Genomic DNA, 24,100 nt, shown 5'->3' on the forward strand with positions numbered 1-24,100 from the left:
TTAGCATGTGATCATTTCCTGCCTCGTCAGCGTTTGACTGACTACCTATGATGTATCATAGGATTTTTTTATAAAAACTCGAATTAACAGGTACGTTTTGTCTTGTTTAGTTTTCAAAGATCATCTTTGCCGTTCTTAGCGGCTTTAATAATATAACATTTCGCTTCATCTTATGTCAACAACTTTTTTCAAGTTTATTTCCCGAAGCGTTTGTGTTTGTCACTGTGTGTCAGCGACGATTAATAATATATCACGAAAACATTCTGTTGGTCAACGCCTTTTCAGAACTTTTTTTAAAATAGTTTTATCGTGCATGCCAAACCCTTGTCCTGCATACAATCAAGTAACAATCTTGGACAAGGCAGGAGTGTTTGAATTGAGTCGATTATATGTGTTGCCTATTAAACGGCTGAAGCAAGTAGTCATTATTCTTGTAGCAGCCCTTGCAGCTGCAACCTTTTTTTATGTACAAAAGGCACCGCCGCTGTCGGTATTTAAAACAGAACAAGGACCCCGAGCGATTTATAAAGGAGAGACCTCATCAAAACATGCATCCCTTACGTTTAATATTGGCTGGGGAGACGAGAAGGCTGTTCCTATTTTAAATGTCCTCCGAGAGTACGATATAAAGAACGCCACTTTCTTTCTGTCTGCTTCTTGGGCTGAGCGTCACCCGGATATTGTGAAAAGGATTAAAGAGGATGGCCATCAAATTGGCAGCCTTGGCTATGCATATAAAAATTATAGCCAGCTTGAAGAAAACGAAATTAAGCGTGATCTTGTCCGTGCACAAAATACATTTCAAAAGCTTGGACTGGAAGACATTCAATTATTAAGACCGCCAACTGGGCAATTTAATGAAACGGTATTGAAAATTGCAACACAGTATGGCTATACCGTTGTCCATTACAGCATCAATTCTCAAGATTGGCTGAACCCGGGCGTCGACCAGATTGTTCATAATGTAAATGATCGAATGAAAAGCGGAGACATCATTCTCCTTCACGCCTCAGATTCAGCCACCCAAACCGCTCAAGCCTTACCAGCTATTTTAAAACACTTAAAAGATAAGAATTTAAGAAACATCACGGTTGGCGAACTTATCTCTAATACAAAAACAAAGTCAACTGAGGTTAAGTAGCTTTTGCTTTTGAAAACCGCGGCATAGCTAACAACTGAAACGCATTACAACCTAATAGCGGGAATAGCATTAAATACAGCCAGTCCTCTTCATTGACTCTAAGCGCCGGAAACCATTCTAACGACGTGATGACGACCATGAGAAACATTGCAGAAATAAATGTTTTCTTAGAGGACTGCTGCTGTTTAAAATAAGACACGATCAATGCAAACACACCGATAAAAACAGGCAGCCATAAGTATGGAAGAAATGATTCATTCTCCCCGAAAAACAAAAACCGCAAATAAGCTAAATCAAACAGCACGAAAATCACAAGGAATAACTGAATGGTATTCCATAAAGAATGCGACCTGAAAATCTCCAGTGCAAACCGGTGCACTGTCAAAAAGACAACAAACCCCATCTGACTGATTACACTAAAGATCATCCCCACACCAATAAACCAAAATAACACAGACGCAATCTCTAAAATCTCAAACGATACAAACAGCTTCTGATATTTCCCCCACTCCAGCGCAAAACCTACCACGCTTGTAATGACCGCTCCAACAGCCAGCACAGAGAAGAAAAAACGAACTAAATCCCGACTTTTCATTGAATTGACCCAACCCCTATTTTTGTTATGTATAAATTCACGTGAAACATTCATATTAAAAGTAAGACATGTAACGAAAGGAGCCACAGTATGTCAAAAGGCATCTTGCGTATAATGAGCTGTTTTCTTCTTTTATCTCTAACAGCTTGTGCTCCCAAAACCCAATCCTCATCTAATATGGACTATGACGAAACGAAAAAAATGGTCGTCGATATTTTGAAAACAGATGACGGTAAAAAGGCCATTCAACAGTTATTAAATGACGAGGCAATGAATGAAGCTTTGGTAATGGATGAACAAACTGTGAAAAAAACAATAGAGAAAACACTAACTTCTGATAAAGGCAAAGAGTTCTGGAAGAAGGTCTTTGAGGATTCTAAATTTGCCGAGACTTTCGCAAAATCCATGCAGCAACAGCATGAAAAGATGTTAAAACAATTGATGAAGGACCCTGACTATCAACAAATGATGATGGATATTCTCAAGGATCCTGAAATGGAAAAGAAATACGGTGAACTGGTCAAAAGCAAAGAGTTCAGAAAGCACTTAGAGAAAGTCATCACCGAAACATTGAGCAGCCCTCTTTATAAGAAGAAATTCGAAGATGAGCTAAAAAAAGCAGTCTCTGAAAGCAGCAATGATTCCGGTTCACAAGGAAACGGCAGTTAAACATCACCCGAGTGGCACAAGGTCCACTCGGGCTTTCATTATGCTTTCACTGTTAATTGTTCAATGACTTTATTGGCAATGTGTTGATACACTTCCCCTGTCGGATGACTCGCATCATAGACGGAAGGTGCAAAATCGTCCTCATTCCAATCAGGCTGTCTTAAAGGGATTTGACCAAGGACTGATACTCGCAGCTCCTCCGCCAGCTTGTCCCCGCCGCCCTTTCCAAAGACATATTCCTTCTCACCTGTTTTTTTGCTTTCATAGTAACTCATATTCTCAACGACCCCTAGCACCTCGTGATCTGTTTGCAGTGCCATTGCGCCTGCTCTAGCAGCAACGAAAGCCGCTGTTGGATGCGGTGTTGTCACAATGATTTCTTTACAGCTCGGAAGCATCGTATGAATATCAAGTGCCACATCACCTGTTCCAGGCGGAAGGTCTAATAGTAAGTAATCTAATTCTCCCCACTCTACTTCGTGGAAGAAATTATTTAGCATTTTACCAAGCATCGGTCCTCTCCAAATGACCGGTGCGTTTTCTTCAACAAAAAAGCCCATTGAAATCACTTTGACGCCAAAGCGTTCCACAGGAATAATCTTTTCCCCTTTAACTGTCGGTCTGACGGTGATTCCCATCATATCCGGTACGCTAAAGCCGTAAATATCAGCATCGATCAGTCCCACTTTTTTCCCTAGACGAGCCAGTGCCACAGCCAGGTTAACGGAAACAGTTGATTTCCCAACTCCGCCTTTTCCACTCGCAATCGCTAAGAACACAGGCGGATTTTTAGAGTTGAGCAAATTTTCTTCCTCATCCTGTGACGGCATAAATTTTTCAAGCGTTTCTTGAGGCAGTTCTTCAAAACGAAGTCCTACAGTGTTCGCGCCCGCTGCTTTTAAAGCTTGTACGATGTCTTGCTGCAGCTTCATCTGCTCAGCAGTGCCTGTCTTGGCAATCGCCACTTTTAAGCTCACATGTTCTTTTTCAGGCTTTAGGCTGATTTCCTTGATGGCATCCAGCTCACCAAGCGGTATATGAAGGAAAGGTTCGTCCATCTTCCCAACTAGTTTTCTCACATCATCTTGTCCGATCATAGCAGAACCTCACCCTTTATTGAATTCGTTTACAATCCAAGTATATCATACATATCCTTACAATGTCTGTCCTCTTTGCCTGCGATAAACAGGAAAAAGCCCCTTATTCAGGCGGCTCTTTTTGCTCTGTTAAATATCTTAAAATGCCTTTATAAATCGAAGCAGCAATTTGATCCTGATATTTAGGAGTCGCCAGCTGACCAGCCTCTTTTGGATTCGATAAAAATCCTATTTCGACAAGCGCTCCTGGCTTCGTGACATTTTGCATTAAATAAATCCCATTGATTCGCTTCGCCTTGCGATCTGTGTTTTCAAGGTTGTTGCGCAATTCATCTTGAATGAACTTCGCTGCTTTTTCATTCTCTTCATACTTTCCGTAAAAGAACGTCTGTGCCCCGCTCCATTTGTTCGATGGGATCGCATTTAAATGAATACTTAAATAGAGATCCGCTTCAGACTCATTGATGACTTTCACACGGTTTCTTAAATCCTCCGCTTTCTTTCGGGCATAACCCTTTGTATTCTTTGATGATAAATCAGAGTCATCCTCCCGGGTCATGAGAACAAGCGCTCCCTGCTCCTGCAAATAGTCTCTTATCTTCATGGACACATCTAGTGCAATCTCTTTTTCGAGCAGCTCTCCTCCTACAGCCCCGCCATCTGGACCGCCGTGCCCCGGATCTAAATAGATGATCTTGCCGCTCAAAGGCAAGTTCCACGATTTCCACGAATCATCATTTAGAAACTGAAATCTGAATAAGAATAAGAGGACAATAAACCCGATTAAAAACCCTGTCCATTTCAGCTTTCTTTTCATCCCTGTCCCTCCCATACACCATTATTTTATAGATATGGGACAAGGGCTGGAAATATGCTTAGTGCAGTCGAAGCTTATGCCTTTTTTCTGATTCCCGAAAGCCTTCCTTCCACCATATGCTTAAAAATTCCTTCGCAAATGGATACAGACACGACATCTTACGCTCCATTCGGAACATATTCCCCCACGATTGCAAACACCCTGCTAGCTCCTCAACCAGCTCATTTTCTTCATGAACTGACCGCTTCTTTATATCATCGAATGATTCACCATACTTACTCGACTCACCGTATCTCCCACCTGCTAAAAAAGCCTCAATGGCGAAATCAATACAGCCATCACTCATAATCCCAGCTGGATCATCTGCAAATGGGAACAGCTTCTTCGTGAATTTCTCGGAAGCGACCGTCACCTGTTGAAGAGACAATGTACGCAACAGCTTCTTTTCAAGCGTGACATCTCGTTTTGTTTTCAATTGATAAAATGAAAGCACTTCTGCCATGGACTGAACTCCTTTTTTTCTTTGTATTGTTCGTTGGTTTGAACAAAACATGCAGTTCAGTAAATGGAAATCAATGCGCTAACGGATTGGAAAATTGTGATAAAATGAACATTTATATATAGAAAGAATAGAAAAGGGGCAAAATTCATGAAGAAATGGATGTATATCCTGTTGCTACTAACAGTCGTCTTATCTGGATGCGGCAGTCAAGCGACCGAGCAGAAGAGCGACATAAAAGGTATAGAAGACATATCATTAAAACAGCTCTCCAAACACAAAAATTCTTATATTGGAGACAATGGAGCAGCCGGCGCTATTTTATCAGATCTTCCAGGTAACGTGATTCGCGAGTATGAAATCGTAGATGAAAAAGCGCTAAAAGTGACATACGGCGTGAAAGAAAATACCAATGATACAGAAGAACAATTTGATTCATTTTGGTTTGATAAGAAGGATACGATTGAAAAAAACTACTTATATAATGCATTGGCACTTTTTATTCTTATCGATAACGTGGAGCAAGTGACACTCCAGATGAACGCTAAAGACGAGCCATCCGTCACGTTTAAAAGAAAACAGCTAGAAAAAAAGCTGCCTCACTCTTTTAAAGTGTACAAAGACGATACAGCCCTTTGGCAAAAGGAACTGGTTGATGGAGTTGTGAAGTCAAAAGATAAACGTCAAGATGTATACAAAGCGTTTGCGGTGAAACAATCATAAAAAGCAGAGGGATGCCACCTTCTGCTTTTTATTTGAAATCAAGATGCAGTTTCATCCCATCATGCGTAGCTTCAAATCCCAACTTTTCGTAAAAACGGCGTGCTTCTGGCCTCTGTTTGTCAGTTGTCAGCTGAATCATATGACAGCCGCGGTCACTTGCGCGTTGAATAGCCCGTTTGATCAACAATGTGCCAATTCCTCTTCCTCTATGAGTCGTGGCTGTACGAACTCCTTCTATTGAAGCTCTCCATCCTCCTTGATACGTTAGAAATGGACTCATTGTTAATTGGAGAACACCGACTACCTCTTCCCGATCACAAGCCACGATTAGTTCAATATTGGGATCCGCTTCGATCGAATGAAAGGCATTGAGGTAGCTTTCTAATAATGGACGAGTGTAACGTTCTCTCTTTTGGCCTAATTTGTCGTCTGAAAGCATCAAAACGATGTTGTCGAGGTCTCCTTGGACGGCTTCTCTAAATGTCAATTGATTCAGATTCAATGAACACACCTCCTATCACGGAATGGAAACCTTTATTCATTTGCCAAAATACCAATTGATAGCGTTCTCATATAAAATTTTATCCACCGCTTCCTCATCAAACATCTGTTGAACCAATTCAACATCACCGGATTCAAATGGACGTTTCGCCCTTGTAGATGGAAGATCTGTACCAAACATCAGTGCATCAGGATTCGTTTGATAAATAGACGTCAATGCCTGTTCGACCTTTAAATCAACACGCCCAAAGCCCGTTGCTTTCACACGAACCCCTTTATCAACCAGCTTGAGCAAATGCGGCAAGCCTTCTTCCGATAAGCCTAAATGATCAATCGAAACGGCCGGCAGCTGTTCAAGCGTAGAGGAGATGTCAGGGAGATGCTTGGCGTCTATGTAGAGCTCACTATGCCAGCCCACCAGCTCATACACCCTTCTCGCAAAATAGTCGAGCTTTGAAATATCCTCCGAACCGCCCCGCTTCACATTAAAACGTAAAGCCTTTACCCCTTGTTGATTCAATTGAACAATCTCATCATCAGTTGCTGTAAAAGGTAATTGAGTCACACCGCAAAAAGCCGGTCCCATTTCATCTAGTGCTTTCAACAAATAGCCTTGATCAAAACCCTGAAATGAGCCTGACACAATCGCTCCACCTACAATCCCTAAATCAGCCGTCTCTCTCCTATAATCATTCACCACATAACTCGGCGGTGTATACCCTTGGTTTTCTTGAATGGGAAAATCAAAATCAATGATATGAAAATGTGCATCAAAGATCCTCATGCCCGCGCCCCTCTTCTGCTTATTTGACCTGATTATATCAATAGAGAAAGCCAAGGGATATTTGGAATGACGAATTACTTCATATCATGAAAACTTATCAAGTTTTCCATTCCTCTCGTAAGATGGCATAATAAAACTCATCCCACCACTCATTTCCTTGTGGTATACATTTTTTAAAATATCCCTCTCTTCTCATCCCCATTTTCTCCATCACTCTCCATGACGGCACATTTTCAGGCTGACAAGTGGCAATGATTCGATGTAAATTCATTGTGTGAAAACCATGATGTAGGACAGCAAATGCAGCTTCTGATGCATAGCCTTTGTTTTGATATGCAGAATTGAAGACCCAGCCAATTTCATATGTGTGCTCACCAAAGTAAGGATGAAACACGATATGCCCGATGCATGTATGATCTTCTTTTAATAGAACAGCAAAATTCTTGGCCGTCTCAAGACGATTATTTTTGACAAAATCCCGCGCCTCTTCTTTAGAAAAAACACCTTCTGGCATATACTTCATCACCACCGGATCAGATGTATATGCATAGACATCCTGCCAATCATCCTCAATAAACGGTCGAATGAGAAATCTTTCTGTCGTTAGATTCATAAATGCCATCCCCCTTTAACATCATTTTTTAAACAGAAACCTGACTATGATCCTATTTTATATGTTTCCAGACAGAAAAAAACACAAATAAAAAAGCACCAGCAGGATGCTGATGCTTTTCATATATGGTTTGTCTGTACAAACCCTTGTAAAACGTCCATACAATATAAAATTGATTAACGTTTTGAGAACTGAGGTGCGCGACGTGCGCCTTTAAGACCGTATTTCTTACGCTCTTTCATACGAGAGTCACGAGTAAGAAGTCCAGCACGTTTAAGTGGTGTACGGTACTCAGGATCTACTTCTAGAAGAGCACGAGAGATACCGTGACGAATTGCTCCAGCTTGACCAGAGAATCCACCACCGTGAACATTTACAAGAACATCGTAGCTGTTAGCTGTTTCTGTGATGTTCAAAGGCTGTTTCACGTCTTCGATTAAAGCAGCGAATGGAATGTATTCAGTAATTTCACGATTATTAACGACGATACGGCCTTCACCTGGAACTAAGCGAACGCGCGCTACAGAACTTTTACGACGACCTGTACCGTAATATTGAACCTGTGCCAAATTGTTAACCTCCCTTATAATTAACCGCGAAGTTCGTAAACTTCAGGTTGTTGTGCTTGATGTGGATGCTCAGAACCACGGTACACATTTAATTTTTTGAACATTTGACGACCTAGTGGACCCTTTGGAAGCATACCTTTGATAGCAAGCTCCAACATTTTTTCAGGGTAGTTTGTACGCATCTCAAGAGCAGTTCTTTGTTTCAAACCACCTGGGTGCATCGTATGACGGTAGTAAATTTTGTCCGTCAATTTCTTACCTGTTAATTCAATTTTCTCAGCATTGATGATGATCACGTGATCACCTGTGTCAACGTGTGGTGTATAAGTTGGTTTGTGCTTACCGCGCAAAAGTGATGCTACTTCAGTAGAAAGACGACCTAGAGTCTTACCTGCCGCATCAACCACTAGCCATTTGCGCTCAATTGTGCTTGCGTTCGCCATTGGTGTTGTACGCATGAGTTTCCCTCCTAAATAAATCAATGAATTTTCCTGAATCAAATGCTACGTTCTATTTCAAAACACAGATAAGTCTTCCGGGGCTTATTTGTGGGGTTGAAATACATACCATATGATATCTTATAACTTTCTGCTTCCTGTGTCAAGAACATGTTACACCTGGTTTAGTTGTCATAGAAAACTTCCCATAAATACAGTCCGTGACTGGGCGCAGTCTTGCCTGCCGCTTCGCGATTTCGGGCGGCAAGCATGGCTTTTATCTCCTCAGGGTGAAATTTACCAGAACCAATTTCAAGTAACGTGCCTGCTATAATTCGCACCATGTTGTATAAAAAGCCATTCCCTCTCACACGCATTTCAAGCCCGTCTGAGACGTTTTTCCACTCAAGGGCGTAAATCTCCCTCACCTTGTCTTGAACCTCTGTATTGGCCGCACAAAAGCTTGTGAAATCGTGTGTGCCAATGAGGTGCCCAGCAGCTTCTCTCATTTTGTCGACATCCAACGGGTAAGGATAGTGACAGGCATACTGTCTCGTAAACACATTTTGGTGCGTTTCCGTTGAGACCCTATAACGGTACTCCTTCGAAACGACACTAAAACGTGCATGAAACGATTCATTCACTTTCTCAGCCTTTAGAACCCTGATGTCATCAGGCAGGAGACTATTAAGGGCAAAAGGCCATCTTTCCATCGGGATGGCAAGCGGGGTGTCGAAATGGATGACCTGCCCCTTTGCATGAACACCACTGTCTGTCCGGCCAGAAGCCACAATCGGAATCAGTTCGTCTTGTTTATGCATTCTAGCAAGGGCAGATTCAATCTCCGTCTGAATGGTTCGCTGTCCTGGTTGCACTTGATACCCTTTAAAATGTGTCCCATCGTATGATACGGTACATTTTACTTTCATCTAGGCATCACCTAATTTCTAAGCAGCACAAGGAGTGCTGTTAACAGGATGAATAAAAGCAACGTGAACGTGTCTTTCATGCCCCAGACAAGCTGACGGTATTTCGTACGCCCTTCTCCCCCGCGGTAGCCTCTCGCTTCCATAGCGGTCGCCAATTCCTCCGCACGCTTAAACGCACTGACGAAAAGCGGGACAAGCAATGGAACAATCGCTTTTAAACGATCTTTCACGGGTCCGCTTGTAAAATCAACACCTCTTGCCATTTGGGCTTTCATGATTTTGTCTGTTTCTTCGAGTAAAGTCGGAATAAATCGAAGAGAGATAGACATCATAAGAGCAAGCTCATGAACAGGCAGCTTGATTTTACGGAAAGGATGCAGCAACTTCTCCATACCGTCTGTCACTTCAATAGGTGTTGTGGTCAACGTAAGAAGTGTTGTCATCATGATGAGATAGACAAAACGGAGTGAAATGAAAATCCCCTGTTTTAGACCTTCTTCATAAATATTCAGAAAACCAAAGTGAAAGAGCAAAGCGCCATCCTTTGTCATGAAGATATGCAGAATAAAGGTAAACAGAACAATCCACAGGATGGGTTTCATTCCTTTGAGAATAAAGTACAGCGGCACCTGAGACACCATCACCACAAGAATAGTGAAGACACCTAAAAGCCCGTAAGTGATGTAGTTATTCGCAAAAAAGACAATAAAGACAAAAAAGAAAATTGATAACAGCTTTGTCCTTGGATCAAGACGATGGACAAAAGATGTACCCGGCACATATTTGCCGATAATCATACTATCCATCATGATGTCGTGTCCCCCTGATATAAAGCTGTTAAGGCTTCTGCCATTTCATCCATGGTCAGAAGCGGTCTCGGAAACGTCATCCCAAGCTTTTCTTCGACAGCCTGCTGGAATTTGATCGTTTCCGGGAGGTCCAGTCCGAAAGAAGACATGTCTGTACGATTGGCAAATAGCTCCCTCGGCGTACCTGTCGCTTTTACTGTTCCTTTGTGCATCACAATCATTTGATCCGCATAATGAGCGGCATCTTCCATACTGTGTGTCACAAGGATCGTCGTCAGGTTGGCTTTTTGATGAAGCTCATAGAACATGTCCATGATTTCTTTACGTCCGCGTGGATCTAATCCCGCAGTCGGCTCATCAAGCACAAGCACTTCTGGCTCCATCGCTAGAACACCTGCAATCGCCACACGTCTCATTTGACCACCGCTTAATTCAAAGGGCGATCGAGATAACAAGGATTCAGGAAGGCCTACAAGCTGCAGCATCTCTTTAGCCTTGGCTTCTGCCTTTTCTTTTGGAACGCCGAAGTTCATCGGACCAAAACAGATATCCTTCAGAATCGTCTCCTCAAAGAGCTGATGTTCAGGAAACTGAAACACGATACCTACCTTTTTGCGAAGAGATTTCAGTTCCTTCTGCTTCTTATTGGCTTGTAAGACCGTATCTCCAAGCGCAATGCTCCCCTTTGTTGGTTTGAGCAGTCCATTTAAATGCTGCAGCAATGTCGACTTGCCAGAACCCGTATGACCAATGACAGCAACATAGCTGCCTTCTTTGATGGAAGCATTGACATCATACAAAGCGAGACGCTCAAACGGCGTTTTCATTTGATAACGATGCTCTAATTCTTTGATCGTAATGTCCATAGCTCTTTCACCAATCCTTCTTGTGTCAAATGGGCATTTGCAAGCGGCACACCTTGCTGCTTCAATTGCTTACTCAACCGGTAGGAAAATGGCAGATCAAGTCCAATCTGAACCAGCTGTTCATCTAGTTCAAATACTTCCTCTGGTGTTCCCTCGGCAAATTTCTTCCCGCCATTCATCACAATGACACGGTCTGCCTTCGCAGCCTCGTCTAAATCATGTGTGATGGAAATGACCGTGACCGTTCCTTGTTCCTTCAGTAGTCTGACGGTTTCTAACACTTCTTCACGGCCAATCGGATCAAGCATTGATGTTGCTTCATCCAAGATCATGATGTCAGGGCTTGCGGCAAGTACACCAGCGATCGCTACTCTCTGCTTTTGCCCGCCTGATAGATGGTGCGGCTCTTGATCAAGAAACTCCTGCATATTGACCTGTTTGACAGCCCAATCTACACGCTCTATCATCAATTCCCGCTCAACCCCGTTATTTTCTAAACCAAAAGCCACATCATCACGAACCGTTGAGCCAACGAATTGGTTGTCTGGGTTTTGAAAGACCATGCCGACCTTTTTGCGAATATCCCAAACACTTTCTTCTTTCAGCTCAATCTCACCAACCTTGACCGTTCCTGCATCCGGTAAAATGAGCCCATTCAGTACACGGGCAAGTGTGGATTTACCTGAACCGTTGTGGCCAACAATGGCAAGCCATTCATTTTGATTCACATGCAATGACACTTGGTCTAAAGCGGGCTTGTCCGCATCTTTGTGATAACGAAATACAATGTCTTTTACGTCAATTAATGTCTTCTCCATCTCTACCGGACCTCCTCTCAGCTCAACCTCTACTTTGCCTATTGCTAAAAAGCCGTAGTATCTAAAAAAGGGCATAGATCCAGTTATGAACTGTCCCGCCCTTTCTTAGATACACGATATGTGATTAAACTAATTCAATGACAGCCATTGGTGCGCCATCGCCGCGACGAGGTCCAAGCTTCATGATACGAGTGTATCCACCTTGGCGATCTTCGTAGCGAGTTGCAACGTCAGCGAATAATTTTTGAAGTGCATCTTGGTTTGTTTCAGCGTTAGCTACTTCGTTACGAATGTAAGCTGCAGCTTGACGGCGAGCATGAAGATCTCCGCGTTTGCCAAGAGTGATCATTTTTTCAACTACAGAGCGAAGTTCTTTCGCACGTGTTTCAGTTGTTTCGATGCGTTCGTTGATGATCAAATCAGTCGTTAGGTCACGAAGCATTGCTTTACGTTGTGCACTAGTGCGTCCTAGCTTTCTGTATGCCATGTGATGTCCCCTCCTTAATTAGAGATGCTGTATGAATAAAAAACACACGAAAATCCTAGTTCACAATGAAACTAGTCAATCGTCTTTACGAAGACCCAGTCCAAGTTCTTCTAGTTTCGCTTTCACTTCTTCAAGAGATTTACGTCCAAGGTTACGAACTTTCATCATATCCTCTTCTGTCTTGTTAGCAAGCTCTTGAACAGTGTTAATACCCGCACGCTTCAAACAGTTGTAAGAACGAACAGAAAGATCAAGCTCTTCAATTGTCATTTCAAGCACTTTTTCTTTTTGGTCTTCTTCTTTTTCAACCATGATTTCTGCATGCTGAGCTTCGTCAGTTAACCCAACGAAAATATTTAGGTGTTCAGTTAAAATCTTAGAACCTAGAGCGATCGCTTCTTTCGGTCCTGTGCTTCCATCAGTCCATACATCTAGTGTTAATTTATCATAGTTTGTGATTTGCCCAACACGGGTGTTCTCCACTTGATAAGTTACACGAGATACAGGTGTATAGATTGAGTCGATCGGAATCACGCCGATAGGCTGATCGTCTCTTTTGTTTGCATCAGCAGGATTATACCCGCGACCTCTTTGTGCAGTCAAACGAACACGGAAGCTCGCATTTTTGCCAAGAGTTGCGATGTGAAGATCTGGATTTAAGATTTCAATATCGCTGTCGTGTGTAATATCAGCAGCTGTTACAGTTCCTTCATCTTGTACATCAATTTCAAGCGTCTTCTCTTCTTCAGAGTAGATTTTGAGTGCAAGCTTTTTAATGTTTAAGATAATCGTTGTAACATCTTCAACCACGCCTTCGATCGTTGAGAATTCGTGTAAGACACCATCTATCTGGATCGATGTTACAGCTGCACCAGGAAGTGAGGATAAAAGGATACGACGAAGGGAGTTCCCTAAAGTGGTACCATATCCACGCTCAAGTGGCTCTACGACAAACTTGCCATACTTGGCATCGTCGCTGATTTCAACCGTTTCGATTTTTGGTTTTTCAATTTCGATCATCTAATAAAACCCTCCTTCAAAACGTCGAAACCTCGAATAGAATCATATGAGATTCCATCCGAAATTCCTCATTGTTTAGTCCCGTATGTGCTCAGGCAACGAGTCGTGTATTCGTCTCATAAATAACTGTATCATAACCCATTATTGACAGGGACACAAAATCTATACAAACAAATTACACGCGGCGACGTTTTGGTGGACGGCATCCGTTATGAGGAACTGGAGTTACGTCTCTGATTGCAGTAACTTCAAGACCTGCAGCTTGAAGCGCACGAATTGCAGCTTCACGACCAGAACCAGGACCTTTAACAGTTACTTCAAGTGTTTTAAGACCATGTTCGATAGAACCTTTAGCAGCAGTTTCAGCAGCCATTTGTGCAGCGAAAGGAGTAGATTTACGAGAACCTCTGAATCCTAATGCACCAGCACTTGACCAAGAAATTGCGTTTCCATGAACATCAGTAATCGTTACAATCGTGTTGTTGAAAGTGGAACGGATATGAGCGATTCCAGCTTCAATATTCTTTTTCACGCGACGTTTACGCGTATTTTGTTTACGAGCAGCAGCCATTCTTTAACTACCTCCTTTACTTATTTTTTCTTGTTAGCTACAGTACGACGCGGACCTTTACGAGTGCGCGCGTTGTTTTTTGTGTTTTGTCCACGAACAGGAAGTCCTCTACGATGACGGATTCCGCGGTAGCTTCCGATTTCAATTAGACGCTTAATGTTAAGTGAAACTTCACGACGAAGGTCACCTTCTACTTTAAGTTTGTCAATGATATCACGGATTTTACCTAGTTCGTCTTCAGTTAGATCGCGAACGCGAGTGTCTTCAGAAACACCTGCTTCTTTAAGGACTTGTTGAGCCGTCGTACGACCAATTCCAAAAACATATGTTAAAGAAATGACAACACGCTTATCACGTGGAATATCTACACCAGCAATACGAGCCATGATTTGGGCACCTCCTTGTTATTAGCCTTGTTTTTGTTTATGTTTTGGGTTTTCACAGATCACCATTACTTTTCCTTTTCTGCGAATCACTTTACATTTTTCACAGATAGGTTTAACAGATGGTCTCACTTTCATGTGTTTCCAACCTCCTTCTTCCGGAGTTGCTTTATTTGTAACGGTACGTAATTCTACCACGAGTTAAGTCATATGGAGATAATTCTACCGTAACTTTGTCTCCAGGTAAAATGCGAATGAAGTGCATACGGATTTTTCCTGATACATGAGCCAAAACTGTATGACCATTCTCTAGTTCAACTTTGAACATTGCATTTGGCAAAGTTTCTGCTACAGTACCTTCCACTTCAATTACATCGTCTTTCGCCATTCAAGTGTTCTCCCTTCTTCAAATCAGTAACTTGCTCTCTGATAAATGTCCAAATGAGATGTTCTCAATTGTCCATCTATCACCCGACCTGTTTTGAATATACTGTTCTGAACTTCCGGAGATACGCAATCATAAAAGGTTAAATGATTGATATTTTTTCTTAGGAGAATGAATTTACGCTTTTCTCCGTCTGCGATTAGTACATGGCAGCCATCGAACACGCCGATGACAACTGTATACTGATCTTGTTCTTTCCTTGGACTATACAGACAACCTGCCCGATTTGGGCCTGAAAGGCTTCAGTGAAGACCTAAATCTTAGTCAGTATATCAAAACCTGTATCTGTAATCGCAATCGTATGCTCAAAGTGAGCACACTTTTTCCCATCAACCGTTACAACCGTCCAGTTATCAGCCAGTGTTTTTACATATCGGCTGCCTGCGTTCACCATCGGTTCGATGGCCAACACCATTCCAGGTTTGAGCCGTGGGCCTTTGTTCGGCGGACCATAATGAGGAATTTGAGGGTCCTCATGAAGATCCTGTCCGACCCCATGTCCAACATATTCTCTAACAACTGAGAAATTCTCACCTTCAACATACGTTTGTATGGCATGGGAAATGTTTGACAGACGTTCACCTGGCTTTGCTTCCTGTAAGCCCTTATATAGAGATTCCTCTGTGACTTCCAGTAGTTTGCGGTCCTCATCACTGATTACCCCAACTGGATAAGTCCAAGCAGAGTCACCATGATAGCCATTTAACTTTGCGCCGATATCAATACTAATGATGTCTCCATCACGTAAAACCCGTTTACCAGGAATACCGTGAACGAGTTCTTCATTCACCGAAACGCAAATGCTCCCGCGAAAACCATTATACCCTTTAAAAGATGGGATTGCACCCTGCTTTGTAATAAAACGTTCGGCAATTTGATCCAATTCTTTTGTCGAAATACCTGGTTTTATGTGTTTCTTCAGCTCTTCATGAGTCAGTGCGACAATGCGTCCAGCTTCTCTCATAATTTCAAGCTCGCGAGGAGTTTTACAGATAATCATTTATTTAATCCCCCAAGCAGGTCCTTGATATCAGCGTAAACATCGTTAATGTGCTTCGCACCATCAATGTTTACAAGATATCCTTTTTCTGAATAGAAGTTCAGTAAAGGTTCAGTCTGCTTTAAGTTCACTTCAAGTCTTGTCGAAACGGTTTCTGCATTATCATCTGCACGTTGATAAAGCTCGCCTCCACACTTGTCACAAACATTTTCTTTCGCAGGTGGATTGAATACTAAATGATATGTTGCTCCGCAATCTTTGCAAATTCTTCGGCCAGTCAGACGCTCCATCAAAGCATCTTTATCGACTTTAATATTAATGACATAATCAATCGTTCTGCCAAGGTCATTTAGAATGTCTTCTAAAGCTTCAGCCTGAGCGACTGTTCGCGGAAATCCGTCCAGAAGAAAACCTTGTTCACAATCATTCTTGCCAAGTCTTTCTCTAACAATACCGATTGTGACCTCATCAGGAACAAGCTCTCCTTTATCGATAAAGGATTTTGCTTCGAGCCCAAGTTGTGTCTCCTCTTTCATAGCAGCACGGAACATATCTCCTGTTGAGATATGAGGGATCCCATAATCATCAACAATTCGTTCTGCCTGAGTGCCTTTACCAGCACCCGGAAGCCCCATTAAGACTAAGTTCATTTCGGATTTCCCCTTCCTTACTTAGAGAGGTTGGGCAGGAGCCCAGCCCTCTGTTTTATTTCATAAATCCACGGTAATTTCGTTTCACTAATTGGCTTTCAAGCTGTTTCATTGTTTCAAGTGCAACACCTACAACAATGAGAAGACTTGTGCCGCCAATTTGTGCAGCGGAAGGTAATCCAGCGAATTGAATGAAAAAGATAGGAAGTATTGAAATCACGGCTAAGAAAATGGCGCCCACAAACGTGAGTCGGTACAAAATGCTCGTAATTCTATCTTGAGTCATTTTCCCTGGACGAACTCCCGGGATATAGCCACCCTGCTTTTGCAGATTTTCAGCCATTTGTTCAGGGTTTACTTGGACAAAGGCATAAAAATATGTGAAAGCAACAATCAGTGCTACATAAATCGTCATACCGATTGGCTTAGTATAGTCAAAGTTGTTAGTTATCCAGGTTGTCACATTATTTGTTCCGAAGAACGATGCGATCGTCTGCGGAGTAATAATGAACGAAACGGCAAAGATGACTGGAATCACCCCTGCTGGATTCACTTTCAATGGAAGGTGCGTTGCTTGACTAGCAGACATTTGTGCACGGCCAGTTCCTTTTGAATACTGAATCGCAATCTTTCTCACTGCCATTTGAATGTAAATAACACCGATAACAATGACAAGAATAGCAATCACAATAAGGGCAATTTTCAGGATTTGCATGAACAGCTGTCCATCTCCACCTACAAATTGCTGAGCGTACACTTGCTTTAATGTTTGAGGGATACCTGCGATGATACCGGCAAAGATAATAATCGAAATACCGTTACCAACACCGTGAGCAGTAATCTGCTCTCCCAGCCACATTAAAAATGCTGTTCCCGCAGTGAGTACGACCGCAATTAAGAGATACGTTGAAACACCTGGGTTTTCAATCAGCATGCCTCCTGCCATATTGTTAAATCCATATGACATTCCTAACGCCTGGATAAATCCTAGAACAATTGTAAAATACCTTGTGAATTGTGCTAATTTTCGGCGGCCAACCTCTCCTTGCTTTGACCACTCAGTAAACTTCGGTACAACATCCATCTGCAAGAGCTGGATGATGATCGAAGCAGTGATATACGGCATAATCCCCATTGCAAGAATGGAGAATTGGAAAAGTGCCCCGCCCCCAAACGTGTTGAGGATTCCGAAAACACTCATTTGATCCTGTGCCTGGAGAACTTCGGCGTTCACATTAGGCACAGGGATGAAGGCACCTATACGAAAGACGACTAACATTAAAAGTGTAAATATAATCTTATTCCGTATATCTTTCACACGCATAAAATTGGAGATTGTCTTAAACAAGTTAGATCACCTCGGCTGTACCGCCAGCAGCTTCAATCGCTTCTTTAGCAGAAGCAGAGAATTTATTGGCTTTTACAGTTAATTTTTTTTCTAATTTACCGTTGCCAAGAATTTTTACTCCTGCTTTTAACTTGCTTATTGCACCAGTCTCTAGAAGAAGTTCAGGAGTGACTTCCGTTCCTTCGTCAAAACTGTTTAATCTGTCTAAGTTGATTACCGCGTAATCTTTACGGTTGATGTTTGTAAAACCACGTTTTGGAAGGCGTTGGAATAAAGGCATTTGACCACCTTCGAATCCAGGGCGTACACCGCCGCCAGAACGAGCGTTTTGACCTTTATGACCTTTACCAGAAGTTTTACCGTTACCTGATCCAATACCACGACCAACACGGTTGCGTACTTTACGTGAACCTTCTGAAGGCTTCAATTCATGAAGTTTCATTTGGGCACCTCCTTATCGATTAAAAATGTTTTATTGTTCTTTAACAGAAACTAAATGAGACACCTTGTTAATCATGCCGCGGATCGCTGCATTGTCTTCATGTACGACTGTTTGGTTTGTTTTCTTTAGACCAAGAGTACGAACAGTGACACGCTGATCTTCCGGGCGACCGATTACACTGCGTTTGAGGGTAATTTCTAATTTATTTGCCATTATTGTTCCCTCCTTATCCTAACAGGTCTTCTACAGATTTTCCACGAAGCTTCGCTACATCTTCAGCACGTTTAAGTTCACTTAAACCTTGAAGTGTTGCGCGGATCATGTTGATCGGTGTATTAGAACCTAGAGATTTAGAAAGGATATCAGCTAGACCAGCAAGCTCAAGTACCGCACGCACTGGGCCTCCAGCGATAACTCCTGTACCTTCTGAAGCAGGCTTCAATAGAACGTTTCCTGCACCGAATCGACCGATGATTTCATGTGGAATTGTAGTTCCAACCATTGGTACTTCAATTAAATTCTTTTTCGCGTCTTCAACAGCTTTGCGGATCGCTTCTGGTACTTCTTGTGCTTTACCAGTACCGAATCCTACATGACCGTTTTTGTCACCGACAACAACTAAAGCTGCAAAACGGAAACGACGTCCACCTTTAACAACTTTCGCTACCCGGTTAACCGTAACTAAGCGTTCTTCTAACTCTAATTTGCTTGGGTCAATACGACTCATTCGGATGTGTCCCTCCTTCTTTTATTAAAATTTAAGTCCAGCCTCACGAGCAGCTTCAGCTAGAGCTTTTACACGTCCATGATATAAGTATCCTCCGCGGTCAAATACCACGTTAGAGATGCCTTTTTCAACAGCACGTTTTGCAACAAGTTCGCCAACTTTAGTAGCAGCTGCAGCGTCAGAACTATTCTCGATCTTTAACTCTTTATCAAGAGTAGAAGCACTTACAAGTGTTACACCGTTAACATCATCAATTACTTGAGCGTAGATGTTCTTGTTAGAACGGAAAACGTTAAGGCGAGGTCTTTCAGCAGTACCTGAAAGTTTCGCACGAACACGAGCGTGTCTTTTAAGACGAGTAGCGTTTTTGCTAGTTTTCGTAATCATCCGAGTCACTCCTTTCTTCACATTAAGCGATCTTACTTACCAGTTTTTCCTTCTTTACGGCGAACGAATTCACCTTCGTAACGAATTCCTTTACCTTTGTAAGGCTCTGGAGCACGGACAGCGCGGATGTTAGAAGCTAGAGCTCCTACACGCTCTTTATCGATACCTTTAACGATTACTTTCGTTTGAGATGGAACTTCTACTTCAACTCCAGCCTCAGGAACGATTTCAACTGGGTGAGAGTATCCAACGTTAAGAACAAGTTTGTTTCCAGATTTAGCTGCACGGTAACCGACACCGATTAGTTCTAAACCTCTTTCGAAACCTTTAGATACACCTTCAACCATGTTTGCAATTAAGCTACGTGTTGTACCATGTAATGCACGGTGTTCTTTATTTTCAGACGGACGGCTTACAGTTAAGACGTTGTCCTCAATTTTAATTTCCATATCAGGGTGAAATGCACGAGTTAGTTCACCTTTTGGTCCCTTTACTGTCACTGTGTTATCGTTGTTTGTCACAGTTACTCCTGAAGGGATCTCGATTAGCTTTTTACCTATACGAGACATACCAAGCACCTCCATTCATCTTAAACTTTTTTTACCATACGTAAGCAAGTACTTCTCCACCAGCTTGTTTAGCACGGGCTTCTTTGTCCGATAAAACACCTTGTGATGTAGAAATAATTGCGATTCCAAGTCCGTTAAGTACACGTGGTACTTCATTTGATTTCGCATATACGCGTAAACCAGGTTTACTGATTCTTTTAAGACCAGTGATAACACGTTCGTTGTTTTGGCCGTATTTAAGGAACAAACGGATAATTCCTTGTTTGCTGTCTTCGACGTACTCAACGTCACGGATAAAACCTTCACGCTTTAAGATTTCAGCAATTTCTCTTTTGATTTTTGAAGCCGGTACTTCTAGCTTCTCATGACGTACCATGTTCGCATTGCGAATACGAGTCAGCAAATCTGCAATCGGATCTGTCATAACCATTATTTAATAACCTCCTTCCCATTTATGGGGATTACCAGCTGGCTTTTTTAACGCCAGGAATTTGTCCTTTATATGCAAGTTCGCGGAAACAAATACGGCAAAGTTTAAACTTGCGAATTACTGAATGTGGACGTCCACAACGTTCGCAGCGCGTATACTCTTGAACTTTAAACTTTTGTTTGCGTTGTTGTTTCGCAATCATAGACTTTTTAGCCACGATTTCGCCTCCCTTTCATTGATTATTTCTGGAACGGCATACCTACTTGAGTTAATAACTCACGTGCTTCTTCATCCGTGTTGGCAGTCGTAACGATAACGATATCCATACCGCGGACTTTTGTTACTTTATCGTAATCAATTTCTGGGAAGATTAACTGTTCTTTAATACCAAGCGTGTAGTTTCCACGACCGTCGAAAGATTTCTTAGAAATCCCGCGGAAGTCACGTACACGTGGTAAAGATACAGAAATAAGTTTATCAAGGAAATCGTACATGCGCTCTCCGCGAAGTGTTACTTTCGCACCGATTGGCATTCCTTCACGTAGACGGAATCCAGCAATAGACTTCTTCGCACGAGTAACGACAGGTTTTTGACCAGCGATAAACGTTAATTCTTCAACAGCAGTATCGATTGCTTTAGCGTTTTGAACGGCGTCACCAACACCCATGTTGATCACGATTTTTTCGATTTTTGGCACTTGCATTACTGATTTGTATTCAAACTTAGAAACTAATGCAGGTGTAATTTCTTTTACATACTTTTCTTTAAGGCGGTTCATGAGAAAGACCTCCCTTCCTTATTTACTATTTATCTAGAACTTGCCCAGATTTTTTCGCTACACGGACTTTCTTTCCGTCCTCAACTTTATATCCAATACGTGTCACTTCACCCGTTTTAGGATCAAGCGGCATTACGTTTGATACGTGGATCGGCGCTTCTTGTTCAGAAATTCCGCCTTGAGGGTTAGCTTGGGTTGGTTTAGAGTGTTTTTTCACAAGGTTAATACCTTCTACTAAAACACGGTCCTTTTTAGGGAAAGCAGCAAGGATGACACCTTGTTTACCTTTATCTTTACCAGAGATAACCACTACTTTATCGCCCTTTTTAACATGCATTTAATCGCACCTCCTTGAGTCGCGGATTGTATTCATTAAAGTACTTCTGGTGCTAAAGAAACAATTTTCATATAGTTATTTTCACGAAGTTCACGTGCTACTGGTCCGAAGATACGAGTTCCACGTGGGCTCTTGTCGTCACGGATGATGACACATGCATTTTCATCAAAACTGATGTAAGATCCATCGTTTCTGCGAGCTCCGCTCTTAGTACGAACGATAACTGCTTTCACAACTTCACCTTTTTTGACAACGCCTCCTGGTGTTGCTTGTTTAACCGTACAAACAATGACATCACCGATGTTAGCCGTTTTACGTCCAGAGCCACCAAGAACTTTAATCGTTAGTACTTCGCGTGCGCCAGAGTTGTCAGCTACTTTTAAACGAGTCTCCTGTTGAATCATTAATGTTACCTCCCTTCGGAAAAAGAAATCCGAACTTTATTAGATAATAACAGCTTCTTCGACAACTTCAACTAGACGAAAGCGTTTAGTCGCAGATAATGGACGAGTTTCCATGACCTTTACGATGTCTCCGATTTTTGCTTGGTTGTTTTCATCATGTGCTTTGAACTTTTTAGAGTATCTTACACGTTTGCCATAAAGTGAATGCTTTTTGTATGTTTCAACTACAACAGTGATGGTTTTATCCATTTTGTCAGAAACAACACGACCTTGATACACTTTACGTTGGTTACGTTCGCTCATGTTTGCGGGGCCTCCCCTCTAATTATTATTTATTAGCAGCGATTTCTCTTTGACGAATCACAGTTTTCATGCGTGCGATTGATTTACGCACTTCACGAATGCGAGCAGTGTTTTCAAGCTGCCCAGTCGCTAATTGGAAACGAAGATTGAAAAGTTCTTCTTTAAGAGACTTTACTTTTTGTTCAATTTCAGCAGTGGTAAGGTCACGAATTTCATTAGCTTTCATTTGATTCACCACCAATTTCTTCACGTTTTACGAACTTCGTTTTAATTGGCAATTTGTGAGATGCAAGACGAAGAGCTTCACGAGCAACTTCTTCAGACACACCAGAAATTTCAAATAAAACTTTGCCCGGTTTTACTACAGCTACCCAGCCTTCTGGAGCACCTTTACCGGAACCCATGCGGACCTCTAGAGGTTTAGCTGTGTATGGCTTAGAAGGGAAAATTTTGATCCAAACTTTACCGCCACGTTTCATGTAACGAGTCATAGCAATACGAGCAGCTTCGATTTGACGGTTAGTGATCCAAGAAGCTTCAAGAGCTTGGATACCGAACTCACCGAAATGTACTTCAGTACCGCCTTTTGCACGACCACGCATTTTTCCACGATGTTCTCTGCGATACTTCACGCGTTTTGGCAATAACATATTATTTTCCTCCTTCCGCAGTATTCTTCTTAGTTGGAAGGACTTCTCCACGATAGATCCATACTTTTACGCCAAGCTTACCATAAGTAGTATCAGCTTCAGCAGTAGCATAGTCGATGTCAGCACGAAGTGTGTGCAATGGAACAGTACCTTCACTGTAATATTCAGAACGAGCAATATCTGCACCGCCAAGACGACCAGAAACCATTGTTTTGATTCCTTGTGCTCCAGCACGCATTGTGCGTTGGATTGTTTGTTTTTGTGCACGACGGAATGAAATACGATTTTCAAGTTGACGAGCGATGTTTTCAGCAACTAGCTGAGCATCAAGATCTGCTCTCTTGATTTCAAGAATGTTGATGTGTACACGTTTGCCAGTTAGGCTGTTAAGAGCTTTACGAAGTGCTTCAACTTCAGATCCGCCTTTACCAATTACCATACCTGGTTTAGCCGTGTGGATTGTGATATTTACGCGGTTTGCAGCACGTTCGATTTCTACTTTAGAAACAGACGCGTCAGACAAACGCTTGCTGATGAATTCACGGATTTTCAAGTCTTCATGTAAGAAGTCAGCGTAATCTTTTCCTGCGAACCATTTAGATTCCCAATCACGAATGACGCCAATACGAAGACCTACTGGATTTACCTTTTGACCCACGGATTATCCCTCCTTCTTTTCTGATACAACGATTGTAATGTGGCTAGTACGTTTGTTAATTGCGCTCGCACGACCCATAGCACGTGGACGGAATCTCTTAAGTGTTGGACCTTCGTCAACGAATGCTTGAGTAATCACTAGGCTGTTAGCGTCCAACTCGTAGTTGTGCTCAGCATTTGCGATAGCAGATTTTAATACTTTTTCAATAATTGGTGAAGCAGCCTTAGGTGTAAGGTTTAAGATAGAAACTGCTTCTCCTACTTGCTTACCTCGGATCAGGTCCATTACTAGACGTGCTTTACGAGGAGCAATACGGACTGTTCTTGCGACAGCTTTAGCTTGCATTTAAAAGCCTCCTCTCATTAGCGTCTTGTTTTTTTATCGTCACTAGCATGACCTTTGTAAGTACGGCTTGGTGCGAATTCGCCCAATTTGTGACCTACCATATCTTCAGAAATGAAAACAGGTACATGTTTGCGTCCGTCATAGACAGCGATTGTGTGACCGATGAATTGTGGGAAAATTGTAGAACGACGAGACCAAGTTTTTACGACTTGCTTTTTGTCAGTTTCATTCAATTTCTCGACTTTAGCCATCAAATGATCATCAACAAATGGTCCTTTTTTTAAGCTGCGAGCCATTG

41 protein-coding genes are annotated in these 24,100 nt (G+C 42.2%); 3 read left to right on the forward strand and 38 right to left on the reverse strand.

Annotated elements, in window-relative coordinates; translation table 11 throughout:
• Positions 1-376: 376 nt before the first annotated feature.
• A complete protein-coding gene (pdaB, locus tag ACSBQP_RS18365; RefSeq protein WP_035389113.1) occupies positions 377-1,141 on the forward strand; it encodes a polysaccharide deacetylase family sporulation protein PdaB in 765 nt (254 codons plus the stop codon).
• Here the strand turns inward: pdaB and ACSBQP_RS18370 are convergent.
• On the reverse strand, positions 1,134-1,736 hold the full coding sequence (locus tag ACSBQP_RS18370) for a KinB-signaling pathway activation protein (RefSeq protein WP_008345196.1): 603 nt from the start codon (positions 1,734-1,736) through the stop codon (positions 1,134-1,136). The two genes, pdaB and ACSBQP_RS18370, sit on opposite strands and share 8 nt — an antisense overlap.
• A 90-nt stretch (positions 1,737-1,826) precedes the next feature.
• Between ACSBQP_RS18370 and gerD the strand changes: the two genes are divergently transcribed.
• Positions 1,827-2,405: a spore germination lipoprotein GerD gene (gerD, locus tag ACSBQP_RS18375; RefSeq protein WP_017359176.1), complete on the forward strand. Its 579-nt coding sequence runs from the start codon at positions 1,827-1,829 to the stop codon at positions 2,403-2,405.
• Positions 2,406-2,443: 38 nt separating this feature from the next.
• On the opposite strand, the gene ACSBQP_RS18380 is transcribed toward gerD, so the two are convergent.
• The 3 genes from ACSBQP_RS18380 to ACSBQP_RS18390 form a co-directional block, all read right to left on the reverse strand.
• Complete coding sequence (locus tag ACSBQP_RS18380; RefSeq protein WP_008345199.1) at positions 2,444-3,502, reverse strand: Mrp/NBP35 family ATP-binding protein; 1,059 nt, start codon at positions 3,500-3,502, stop codon at positions 2,444-2,446.
• 103 nt (positions 3,503-3,605) lie between these two features.
• A complete protein-coding gene (cwlD, locus tag ACSBQP_RS18385; protein WP_017359175.1) occupies positions 3,606-4,319 on the reverse strand; it encodes an N-acetylmuramoyl-L-alanine amidase CwlD in 714 nt (237 codons plus the stop codon).
• 58 nt (positions 4,320-4,377) lie between these two features.
• Entirely contained in the window at positions 4,378-4,821 is a 444-nt protein-coding gene (locus ACSBQP_RS18390) for a YbaK family protein (RefSeq protein ID WP_065459689.1), read from the reverse strand.
• 147 nt (positions 4,822-4,968) lie between these two features.
• Between ACSBQP_RS18390 and ACSBQP_RS18395 the strand changes: the two genes are divergently transcribed.
• A complete protein-coding gene (locus tag ACSBQP_RS18395; RefSeq protein WP_435028694.1) occupies positions 4,969-5,541 on the forward strand; it encodes a DUF4825 domain-containing protein in 573 nt (190 codons plus the stop codon).
• Between the two features lie 28 nt (positions 5,542-5,569).
• Here the strand turns inward: ACSBQP_RS18395 and ACSBQP_RS18400 are convergent, their stop codons facing one another.
• The 34 genes from ACSBQP_RS18400 to rpsS all read right to left on the reverse strand — a co-directional run bounded on the left by ACSBQP_RS18400 (position 5,570) and on the right by rpsS (position 24,098).
• Positions 5,570-6,043: a GNAT family N-acetyltransferase gene (locus tag ACSBQP_RS18400; protein ID WP_435028695.1), complete on the reverse strand. Its 474-nt coding sequence runs from the start codon at positions 6,041-6,043 to the stop codon at positions 5,570-5,572.
• 36 nt (positions 6,044-6,079) lie between these two features.
• Complete coding sequence (locus ACSBQP_RS18405) at positions 6,080-6,826, reverse strand: amidohydrolase family protein (RefSeq protein WP_435028696.1); 747 nt, start codon at positions 6,824-6,826, stop codon at positions 6,080-6,082.
• A 97-nt stretch (positions 6,827-6,923) separates the two neighbouring features.
• On the reverse strand, positions 6,924-7,439 hold the full coding sequence (locus ACSBQP_RS18410; protein WP_046526522.1) for a GNAT family N-acetyltransferase: 516 nt from the start codon (positions 7,437-7,439) through the stop codon (positions 6,924-6,926).
• A 176-nt stretch (positions 7,440-7,615) separates the two neighbouring features.
• Complete coding sequence (gene rpsI / locus ACSBQP_RS18415) at positions 7,616-8,008, reverse strand: 30S ribosomal protein S9 (RefSeq protein WP_007496354.1); 393 nt, start codon at positions 8,006-8,008, stop codon at positions 7,616-7,618.
• 20 nt (positions 8,009-8,028) lie between these two features.
• A complete protein-coding gene (gene rplM / locus ACSBQP_RS18420; protein WP_003217042.1) occupies positions 8,029-8,466 on the reverse strand; it encodes a 50S ribosomal protein L13 in 438 nt (145 codons plus the stop codon).
• A gap of 164 nt (positions 8,467-8,630) precedes the next feature.
• Positions 8,631-9,374, reverse strand: coding sequence for a tRNA pseudouridine(38-40) synthase TruA (gene truA / locus ACSBQP_RS18425; RefSeq protein ID WP_046526523.1), 744 nt, complete (start codon positions 9,372-9,374; stop codon positions 8,631-8,633).
• An 11-nt stretch (positions 9,375-9,385) separates the two neighbouring features.
• Positions 9,386-10,183, reverse strand: coding sequence for an energy-coupling factor transporter transmembrane component T family protein (locus ACSBQP_RS18430; RefSeq protein WP_008345215.1), 798 nt, complete (start codon positions 10,181-10,183; stop codon positions 9,386-9,388).
• Entirely contained in the window at positions 10,180-11,049 is an 870-nt protein-coding gene (locus ACSBQP_RS18435) for an energy-coupling factor ABC transporter ATP-binding protein (RefSeq protein WP_060780681.1), read from the reverse strand. The genes ACSBQP_RS18430 and ACSBQP_RS18435 overlap by 4 nt, the downstream gene beginning before the upstream one ends.
• Positions 11,025-11,867 carry an energy-coupling factor ABC transporter ATP-binding protein gene (locus ACSBQP_RS18440; protein ID WP_008345218.1) on the reverse strand — a complete coding sequence of 281 codons (843 nt, stop codon included), beginning with the start codon at positions 11,865-11,867 and terminating at the stop codon, positions 11,025-11,027. Before ACSBQP_RS18440 ends, ACSBQP_RS18435 begins: the two co-directional genes overlap by 25 nt.
• A 124-nt stretch (positions 11,868-11,991) precedes the next feature.
• On the reverse strand, positions 11,992-12,354 hold the full coding sequence (gene rplQ, locus ACSBQP_RS18445) for a 50S ribosomal protein L17 (protein WP_003216944.1): 363 nt from the start codon (positions 12,352-12,354) through the stop codon (positions 11,992-11,994).
• 75 nt (positions 12,355-12,429) lie between these two features.
• Positions 12,430-13,374 (reverse strand): DNA-directed RNA polymerase subunit alpha, encoded by a 945-nt coding sequence (locus tag ACSBQP_RS18450; protein WP_003217009.1) that lies wholly within the window; start codon positions 13,372-13,374, stop codon positions 12,430-12,432.
• Positions 13,375-13,549: 175 nt separating this feature from the next.
• Positions 13,550-13,945, reverse strand: a complete 396-nt coding sequence (gene rpsK, locus ACSBQP_RS18455; protein ID WP_003217231.1) for a 30S ribosomal protein S11 — start codon at positions 13,943-13,945, stop codon at positions 13,550-13,552.
• Between the two features lie 20 nt (positions 13,946-13,965).
• Positions 13,966-14,331 (reverse strand): 30S ribosomal protein S13, encoded by a 366-nt coding sequence (gene rpsM / locus ACSBQP_RS18460; protein ID WP_003217023.1) that lies wholly within the window; start codon positions 14,329-14,331, stop codon positions 13,966-13,968.
• 21 nt (positions 14,332-14,352) lie between these two features.
• Positions 14,353-14,466 (reverse strand): 50S ribosomal protein L36, encoded by a 114-nt coding sequence (rpmJ, locus tag ACSBQP_RS18465; protein ID WP_003156543.1) that lies wholly within the window; start codon positions 14,464-14,466, stop codon positions 14,353-14,355.
• A gap of 31 nt (positions 14,467-14,497) precedes the next feature.
• Positions 14,498-14,716: a translation initiation factor IF-1 gene (gene infA, locus ACSBQP_RS18470; RefSeq protein WP_003217190.1), complete on the reverse strand. Its 219-nt coding sequence runs from the start codon at positions 14,714-14,716 to the stop codon at positions 14,498-14,500.
• A 310-nt stretch (positions 14,717-15,026) separates the two neighbouring features.
• Positions 15,027-15,773 (reverse strand): type I methionyl aminopeptidase, encoded by a 747-nt coding sequence (map, locus tag ACSBQP_RS18475; RefSeq protein ID WP_007496338.1) that lies wholly within the window; start codon positions 15,771-15,773, stop codon positions 15,027-15,029.
• Positions 15,770-16,423 carry an adenylate kinase gene (locus tag ACSBQP_RS18480; RefSeq protein WP_046526525.1) on the reverse strand — a complete coding sequence of 218 codons (654 nt, stop codon included), beginning with the start codon at positions 16,421-16,423 and terminating at the stop codon, positions 15,770-15,772. The genes map and ACSBQP_RS18480 overlap by 4 nt, the downstream gene beginning before the upstream one ends.
• A gap of 55 nt (positions 16,424-16,478) precedes the next feature.
• The gene (gene secY / locus ACSBQP_RS18485) at positions 16,479-17,771 is read right to left on the reverse strand and encodes a preprotein translocase subunit SecY (protein WP_007496334.1); all 1,293 of its coding nucleotides are present in this window, start codon (positions 17,769-17,771) and stop codon (positions 16,479-16,481) included.
• Position 17,772: 1 nt separating this feature from the next.
• Entirely contained in the window at positions 17,773-18,213 is a 441-nt protein-coding gene (gene rplO / locus ACSBQP_RS18490; protein ID WP_003216888.1) for a 50S ribosomal protein L15, read from the reverse strand.
• Positions 18,214-18,243: 30 nt separating this feature from the next.
• Positions 18,244-18,426, reverse strand: coding sequence for a 50S ribosomal protein L30 (rpmD, locus tag ACSBQP_RS18495; protein ID WP_003217067.1), 183 nt, complete (start codon positions 18,424-18,426; stop codon positions 18,244-18,246).
• A 13-nt stretch (positions 18,427-18,439) separates the two neighbouring features.
• Positions 18,440-18,940 (reverse strand): 30S ribosomal protein S5, encoded by a 501-nt coding sequence (gene rpsE / locus ACSBQP_RS18500; RefSeq protein WP_007496332.1) that lies wholly within the window; start codon positions 18,938-18,940, stop codon positions 18,440-18,442.
• Between the two features lie 24 nt (positions 18,941-18,964).
• Complete coding sequence (gene rplR / locus ACSBQP_RS18505; RefSeq protein WP_003216951.1) at positions 18,965-19,327, reverse strand: 50S ribosomal protein L18; 363 nt, start codon at positions 19,325-19,327, stop codon at positions 18,965-18,967.
• A gap of 32 nt (positions 19,328-19,359) precedes the next feature.
• Positions 19,360-19,896 carry a 50S ribosomal protein L6 gene (rplF, locus tag ACSBQP_RS18510; RefSeq protein ID WP_008345395.1) on the reverse strand — a complete coding sequence of 179 codons (537 nt, stop codon included), beginning with the start codon at positions 19,894-19,896 and terminating at the stop codon, positions 19,360-19,362.
• 31 nt (positions 19,897-19,927) lie between these two features.
• Positions 19,928-20,326, reverse strand: a complete 399-nt coding sequence (rpsH, locus tag ACSBQP_RS18515) for a 30S ribosomal protein S8 (protein ID WP_007496327.1) — start codon at positions 20,324-20,326, stop codon at positions 19,928-19,930.
• 31 nt (positions 20,327-20,357) lie between these two features.
• Positions 20,358-20,543, reverse strand: coding sequence for a 30S ribosomal protein S14 (gene rpsN / locus ACSBQP_RS18520; protein WP_008356542.1), 186 nt, complete (start codon positions 20,541-20,543; stop codon positions 20,358-20,360).
• Positions 20,544-20,565: 22 nt separating this feature from the next.
• Positions 20,566-21,105, reverse strand: a complete 540-nt coding sequence (gene rplE, locus ACSBQP_RS18525; RefSeq protein ID WP_003217159.1) for a 50S ribosomal protein L5 — start codon at positions 21,103-21,105, stop codon at positions 20,566-20,568.
• Between the two features lie 25 nt (positions 21,106-21,130).
• Positions 21,131-21,442: a 50S ribosomal protein L24 gene (gene rplX / locus ACSBQP_RS18530; protein ID WP_007496325.1), complete on the reverse strand. Its 312-nt coding sequence runs from the start codon at positions 21,440-21,442 to the stop codon at positions 21,131-21,133.
• 35 nt (positions 21,443-21,477) lie between these two features.
• Positions 21,478-21,846 carry a 50S ribosomal protein L14 gene (gene rplN, locus ACSBQP_RS18535; protein ID WP_003216882.1) on the reverse strand — a complete coding sequence of 123 codons (369 nt, stop codon included), beginning with the start codon at positions 21,844-21,846 and terminating at the stop codon, positions 21,478-21,480.
• A gap of 39 nt (positions 21,847-21,885) precedes the next feature.
• The gene (gene rpsQ / locus ACSBQP_RS18540) at positions 21,886-22,149 is read right to left on the reverse strand and encodes a 30S ribosomal protein S17 (protein WP_003216906.1); all 264 of its coding nucleotides are present in this window, start codon (positions 22,147-22,149) and stop codon (positions 21,886-21,888) included.
• A 25-nt stretch (positions 22,150-22,174) separates the two neighbouring features.
• Complete coding sequence (gene rpmC / locus ACSBQP_RS18545; RefSeq protein WP_003217155.1) at positions 22,175-22,375, reverse strand: 50S ribosomal protein L29; 201 nt, start codon at positions 22,373-22,375, stop codon at positions 22,175-22,177.
• Entirely contained in the window at positions 22,365-22,799 is a 435-nt protein-coding gene (gene rplP / locus ACSBQP_RS18550) for a 50S ribosomal protein L16 (protein WP_003225801.1), read from the reverse strand. The genes rpmC and rplP overlap by 11 nt, the downstream gene beginning before the upstream one ends.
• 1 nt (position 22,800) lies before the next feature.
• On the reverse strand, positions 22,801-23,457 hold the full coding sequence (gene rpsC, locus ACSBQP_RS18555) for a 30S ribosomal protein S3 (protein ID WP_003217241.1): 657 nt from the start codon (positions 23,455-23,457) through the stop codon (positions 22,801-22,803).
• Between the two features lie 3 nt (positions 23,458-23,460).
• Entirely contained in the window at positions 23,461-23,802 is a 342-nt protein-coding gene (gene rplV / locus ACSBQP_RS18560; RefSeq protein WP_007496316.1) for a 50S ribosomal protein L22, read from the reverse strand.
• Between the two features lie 17 nt (positions 23,803-23,819).
• Positions 23,820-24,098, reverse strand: a complete 279-nt coding sequence (rpsS, locus tag ACSBQP_RS18565; RefSeq protein WP_003216920.1) for a 30S ribosomal protein S19 — start codon at positions 24,096-24,098, stop codon at positions 23,820-23,822.
• Positions 24,099-24,100: the final 2 nt, after the last annotated feature.

It is taken from the genome of Bacillus sp. G402 (assembly GCF_051172515.1).
GTDB classification, from domain to species: Bacteria; Bacillota; Bacilli; order Bacillales; family Bacillaceae; genus Bacillus; species Bacillus altitudinis.

Bases quoted from the DNA above. Each gene is read 5' to 3' on its own strand.
- ACSBQP_RS18370 (WP_008345196.1), bottom strand. From the start codon at position 1,736: ATGAAAAGTCGGGATTTAGTTCGTTTTTTCTTCTCTGTGCTGGCTGTT.
- gerD (WP_017359176.1), top strand. From the start codon at position 1,827: ATGTCAAAAGGCATCTTGCGTATAATGAGCTGTTTTCTTCTTTTATCT.
- ACSBQP_RS18380 (WP_008345199.1), bottom strand. From the start codon at position 3,502: ATGATCGGACAAGATGATGTGAGAAAACTAGTTGGGAAGATGGACGAA.
- cwlD (WP_017359175.1), bottom strand. From the start codon at position 4,319: ATGAAAAGAAAGCTGAAATGGACAGGGTTTTTAATCGGGTTTATTGTC.
- ACSBQP_RS18390 (WP_065459689.1), bottom strand. From the start codon at position 4,821: ATGGCAGAAGTGCTTTCATTTTATCAATTGAAAACAAAACGAGATGTC.
- ACSBQP_RS18395 (WP_435028694.1), top strand. From the start codon at position 4,969: ATGAAGAAATGGATGTATATCCTGTTGCTACTAACAGTCGTCTTATCT.
- ACSBQP_RS18405 (WP_435028696.1), bottom strand. From the start codon at position 6,826: ATGAGGATCTTTGATGCACATTTTCATATCATTGATTTTGATTTTCCC.
- ACSBQP_RS18410 (WP_046526522.1), bottom strand. From the start codon at position 7,439: ATGAATCTAACGACAGAAAGATTTCTCATTCGACCGTTTATTGAGGAT.
- rplM (WP_003217042.1), bottom strand. From the start codon at position 8,466: ATGCGTACAACACCAATGGCGAACGCAAGCACAATTGAGCGCAAATGG.
- truA (WP_046526523.1), bottom strand. From the start codon at position 9,374: ATGAAAGTAAAATGTACCGTATCATACGATGGGACACATTTTAAAGGG.
- ACSBQP_RS18430 (WP_008345215.1), bottom strand. From the start codon at position 10,183: ATGATGGATAGTATGATTATCGGCAAATATGTGCCGGGTACATCTTTT.
- ACSBQP_RS18435 (WP_060780681.1), bottom strand. From the start codon at position 11,049: ATGGACATTACGATCAAAGAATTAGAGCATCGTTATCAAATGAAAACG.
- ACSBQP_RS18440 (WP_008345218.1), bottom strand. From the start codon at position 11,867: ATGGAGAAGACATTAATTGACGTAAAAGACATTGTATTTCGTTATCAC.
- rplQ (WP_003216944.1), bottom strand. From the start codon at position 12,354: ATGGCATACAGAAAGCTAGGACGCACTAGTGCACAACGTAAAGCAATG.
- ACSBQP_RS18450 (WP_003217009.1), bottom strand. From the start codon at position 13,374: ATGATCGAAATTGAAAAACCAAAAATCGAAACGGTTGAAATCAGCGAC.
- rpsK (WP_003217231.1), bottom strand. From the start codon at position 13,945: ATGGCTGCTGCTCGTAAACAAAATACGCGTAAACGTCGCGTGAAAAAG.
- rpsM (WP_003217023.1), bottom strand. From the start codon at position 14,331: ATGGCTCGTATTGCTGGTGTAGATATTCCACGTGATAAGCGTGTTGTC.
- rpmJ (WP_003156543.1), bottom strand. From the start codon at position 14,466: ATGAAAGTGAGACCATCTGTTAAACCTATCTGTGAAAAATGTAAAGTG.
- infA (WP_003217190.1), bottom strand. From the start codon at position 14,716: ATGGCGAAAGACGATGTAATTGAAGTGGAAGGTACTGTAGCAGAAACT.
- map (WP_007496338.1), bottom strand. From the start codon at position 15,773: ATGATTATCTGTAAAACTCCTCGCGAGCTTGAAATTATGAGAGAAGCT.
- ACSBQP_RS18480 (WP_046526525.1), bottom strand. From the start codon at position 16,423: ATGAACTTAGTCTTAATGGGGCTTCCGGGTGCTGGTAAAGGCACTCAG.
- rplO (WP_003216888.1), bottom strand. From the start codon at position 18,213: ATGAAACTTCATGAATTGAAGCCTTCAGAAGGTTCACGTAAAGTACGC.
- rpmD (WP_003217067.1), bottom strand. From the start codon at position 18,426: ATGGCAAATAAATTAGAAATTACCCTCAAACGCAGTGTAATCGGTCGC.
- rpsE (WP_007496332.1), bottom strand. From the start codon at position 18,940: ATGAGTCGTATTGACCCAAGCAAATTAGAGTTAGAAGAACGCTTAGTT.
- rplR (WP_003216951.1), bottom strand. From the start codon at position 19,327: ATGATTACGAAAACTAGCAAAAACGCTACTCGTCTTAAAAGACACGCT.
- rplF (WP_008345395.1), bottom strand. From the start codon at position 19,896: ATGTCTCGTATAGGTAAAAAGCTAATCGAGATCCCTTCAGGAGTAACT.
- rpsH (WP_007496327.1), bottom strand. From the start codon at position 20,326: ATGGTTATGACAGATCCGATTGCAGATTTGCTGACTCGTATTCGCAAT.
- rplE (WP_003217159.1), bottom strand. From the start codon at position 21,105: ATGAACCGCCTTAAAGAAAAGTATGTAAAAGAAATTACACCTGCATTA.
- rplX (WP_007496325.1), bottom strand. From the start codon at position 21,442: ATGCATGTTAAAAAGGGCGATAAAGTAGTGGTTATCTCTGGTAAAGAT.
- rplN (WP_003216882.1), bottom strand. From the start codon at position 21,846: ATGATTCAACAGGAGACTCGTTTAAAAGTAGCTGACAACTCTGGCGCA.
- rpsQ (WP_003216906.1), bottom strand. From the start codon at position 22,149: ATGAGCGAACGTAACCAACGTAAAGTGTATCAAGGTCGTGTTGTTTCT.
- rpmC (WP_003217155.1), bottom strand. From the start codon at position 22,375: ATGAAAGCTAATGAAATTCGTGACCTTACCACTGCTGAAATTGAACAA.
- rplP (WP_003225801.1), bottom strand. From the start codon at position 22,799: ATGTTATTGCCAAAACGCGTGAAGTATCGCAGAGAACATCGTGGAAAA.
- rplV (WP_007496316.1), bottom strand. From the start codon at position 23,802: ATGCAAGCTAAAGCTGTCGCAAGAACAGTCCGTATTGCTCCTCGTAAA.
- rpsS (WP_003216920.1), bottom strand. From the start codon at position 24,098: ATGGCTCGCAGCTTAAAAAAAGGACCATTTGTTGATGATCATTTGATG.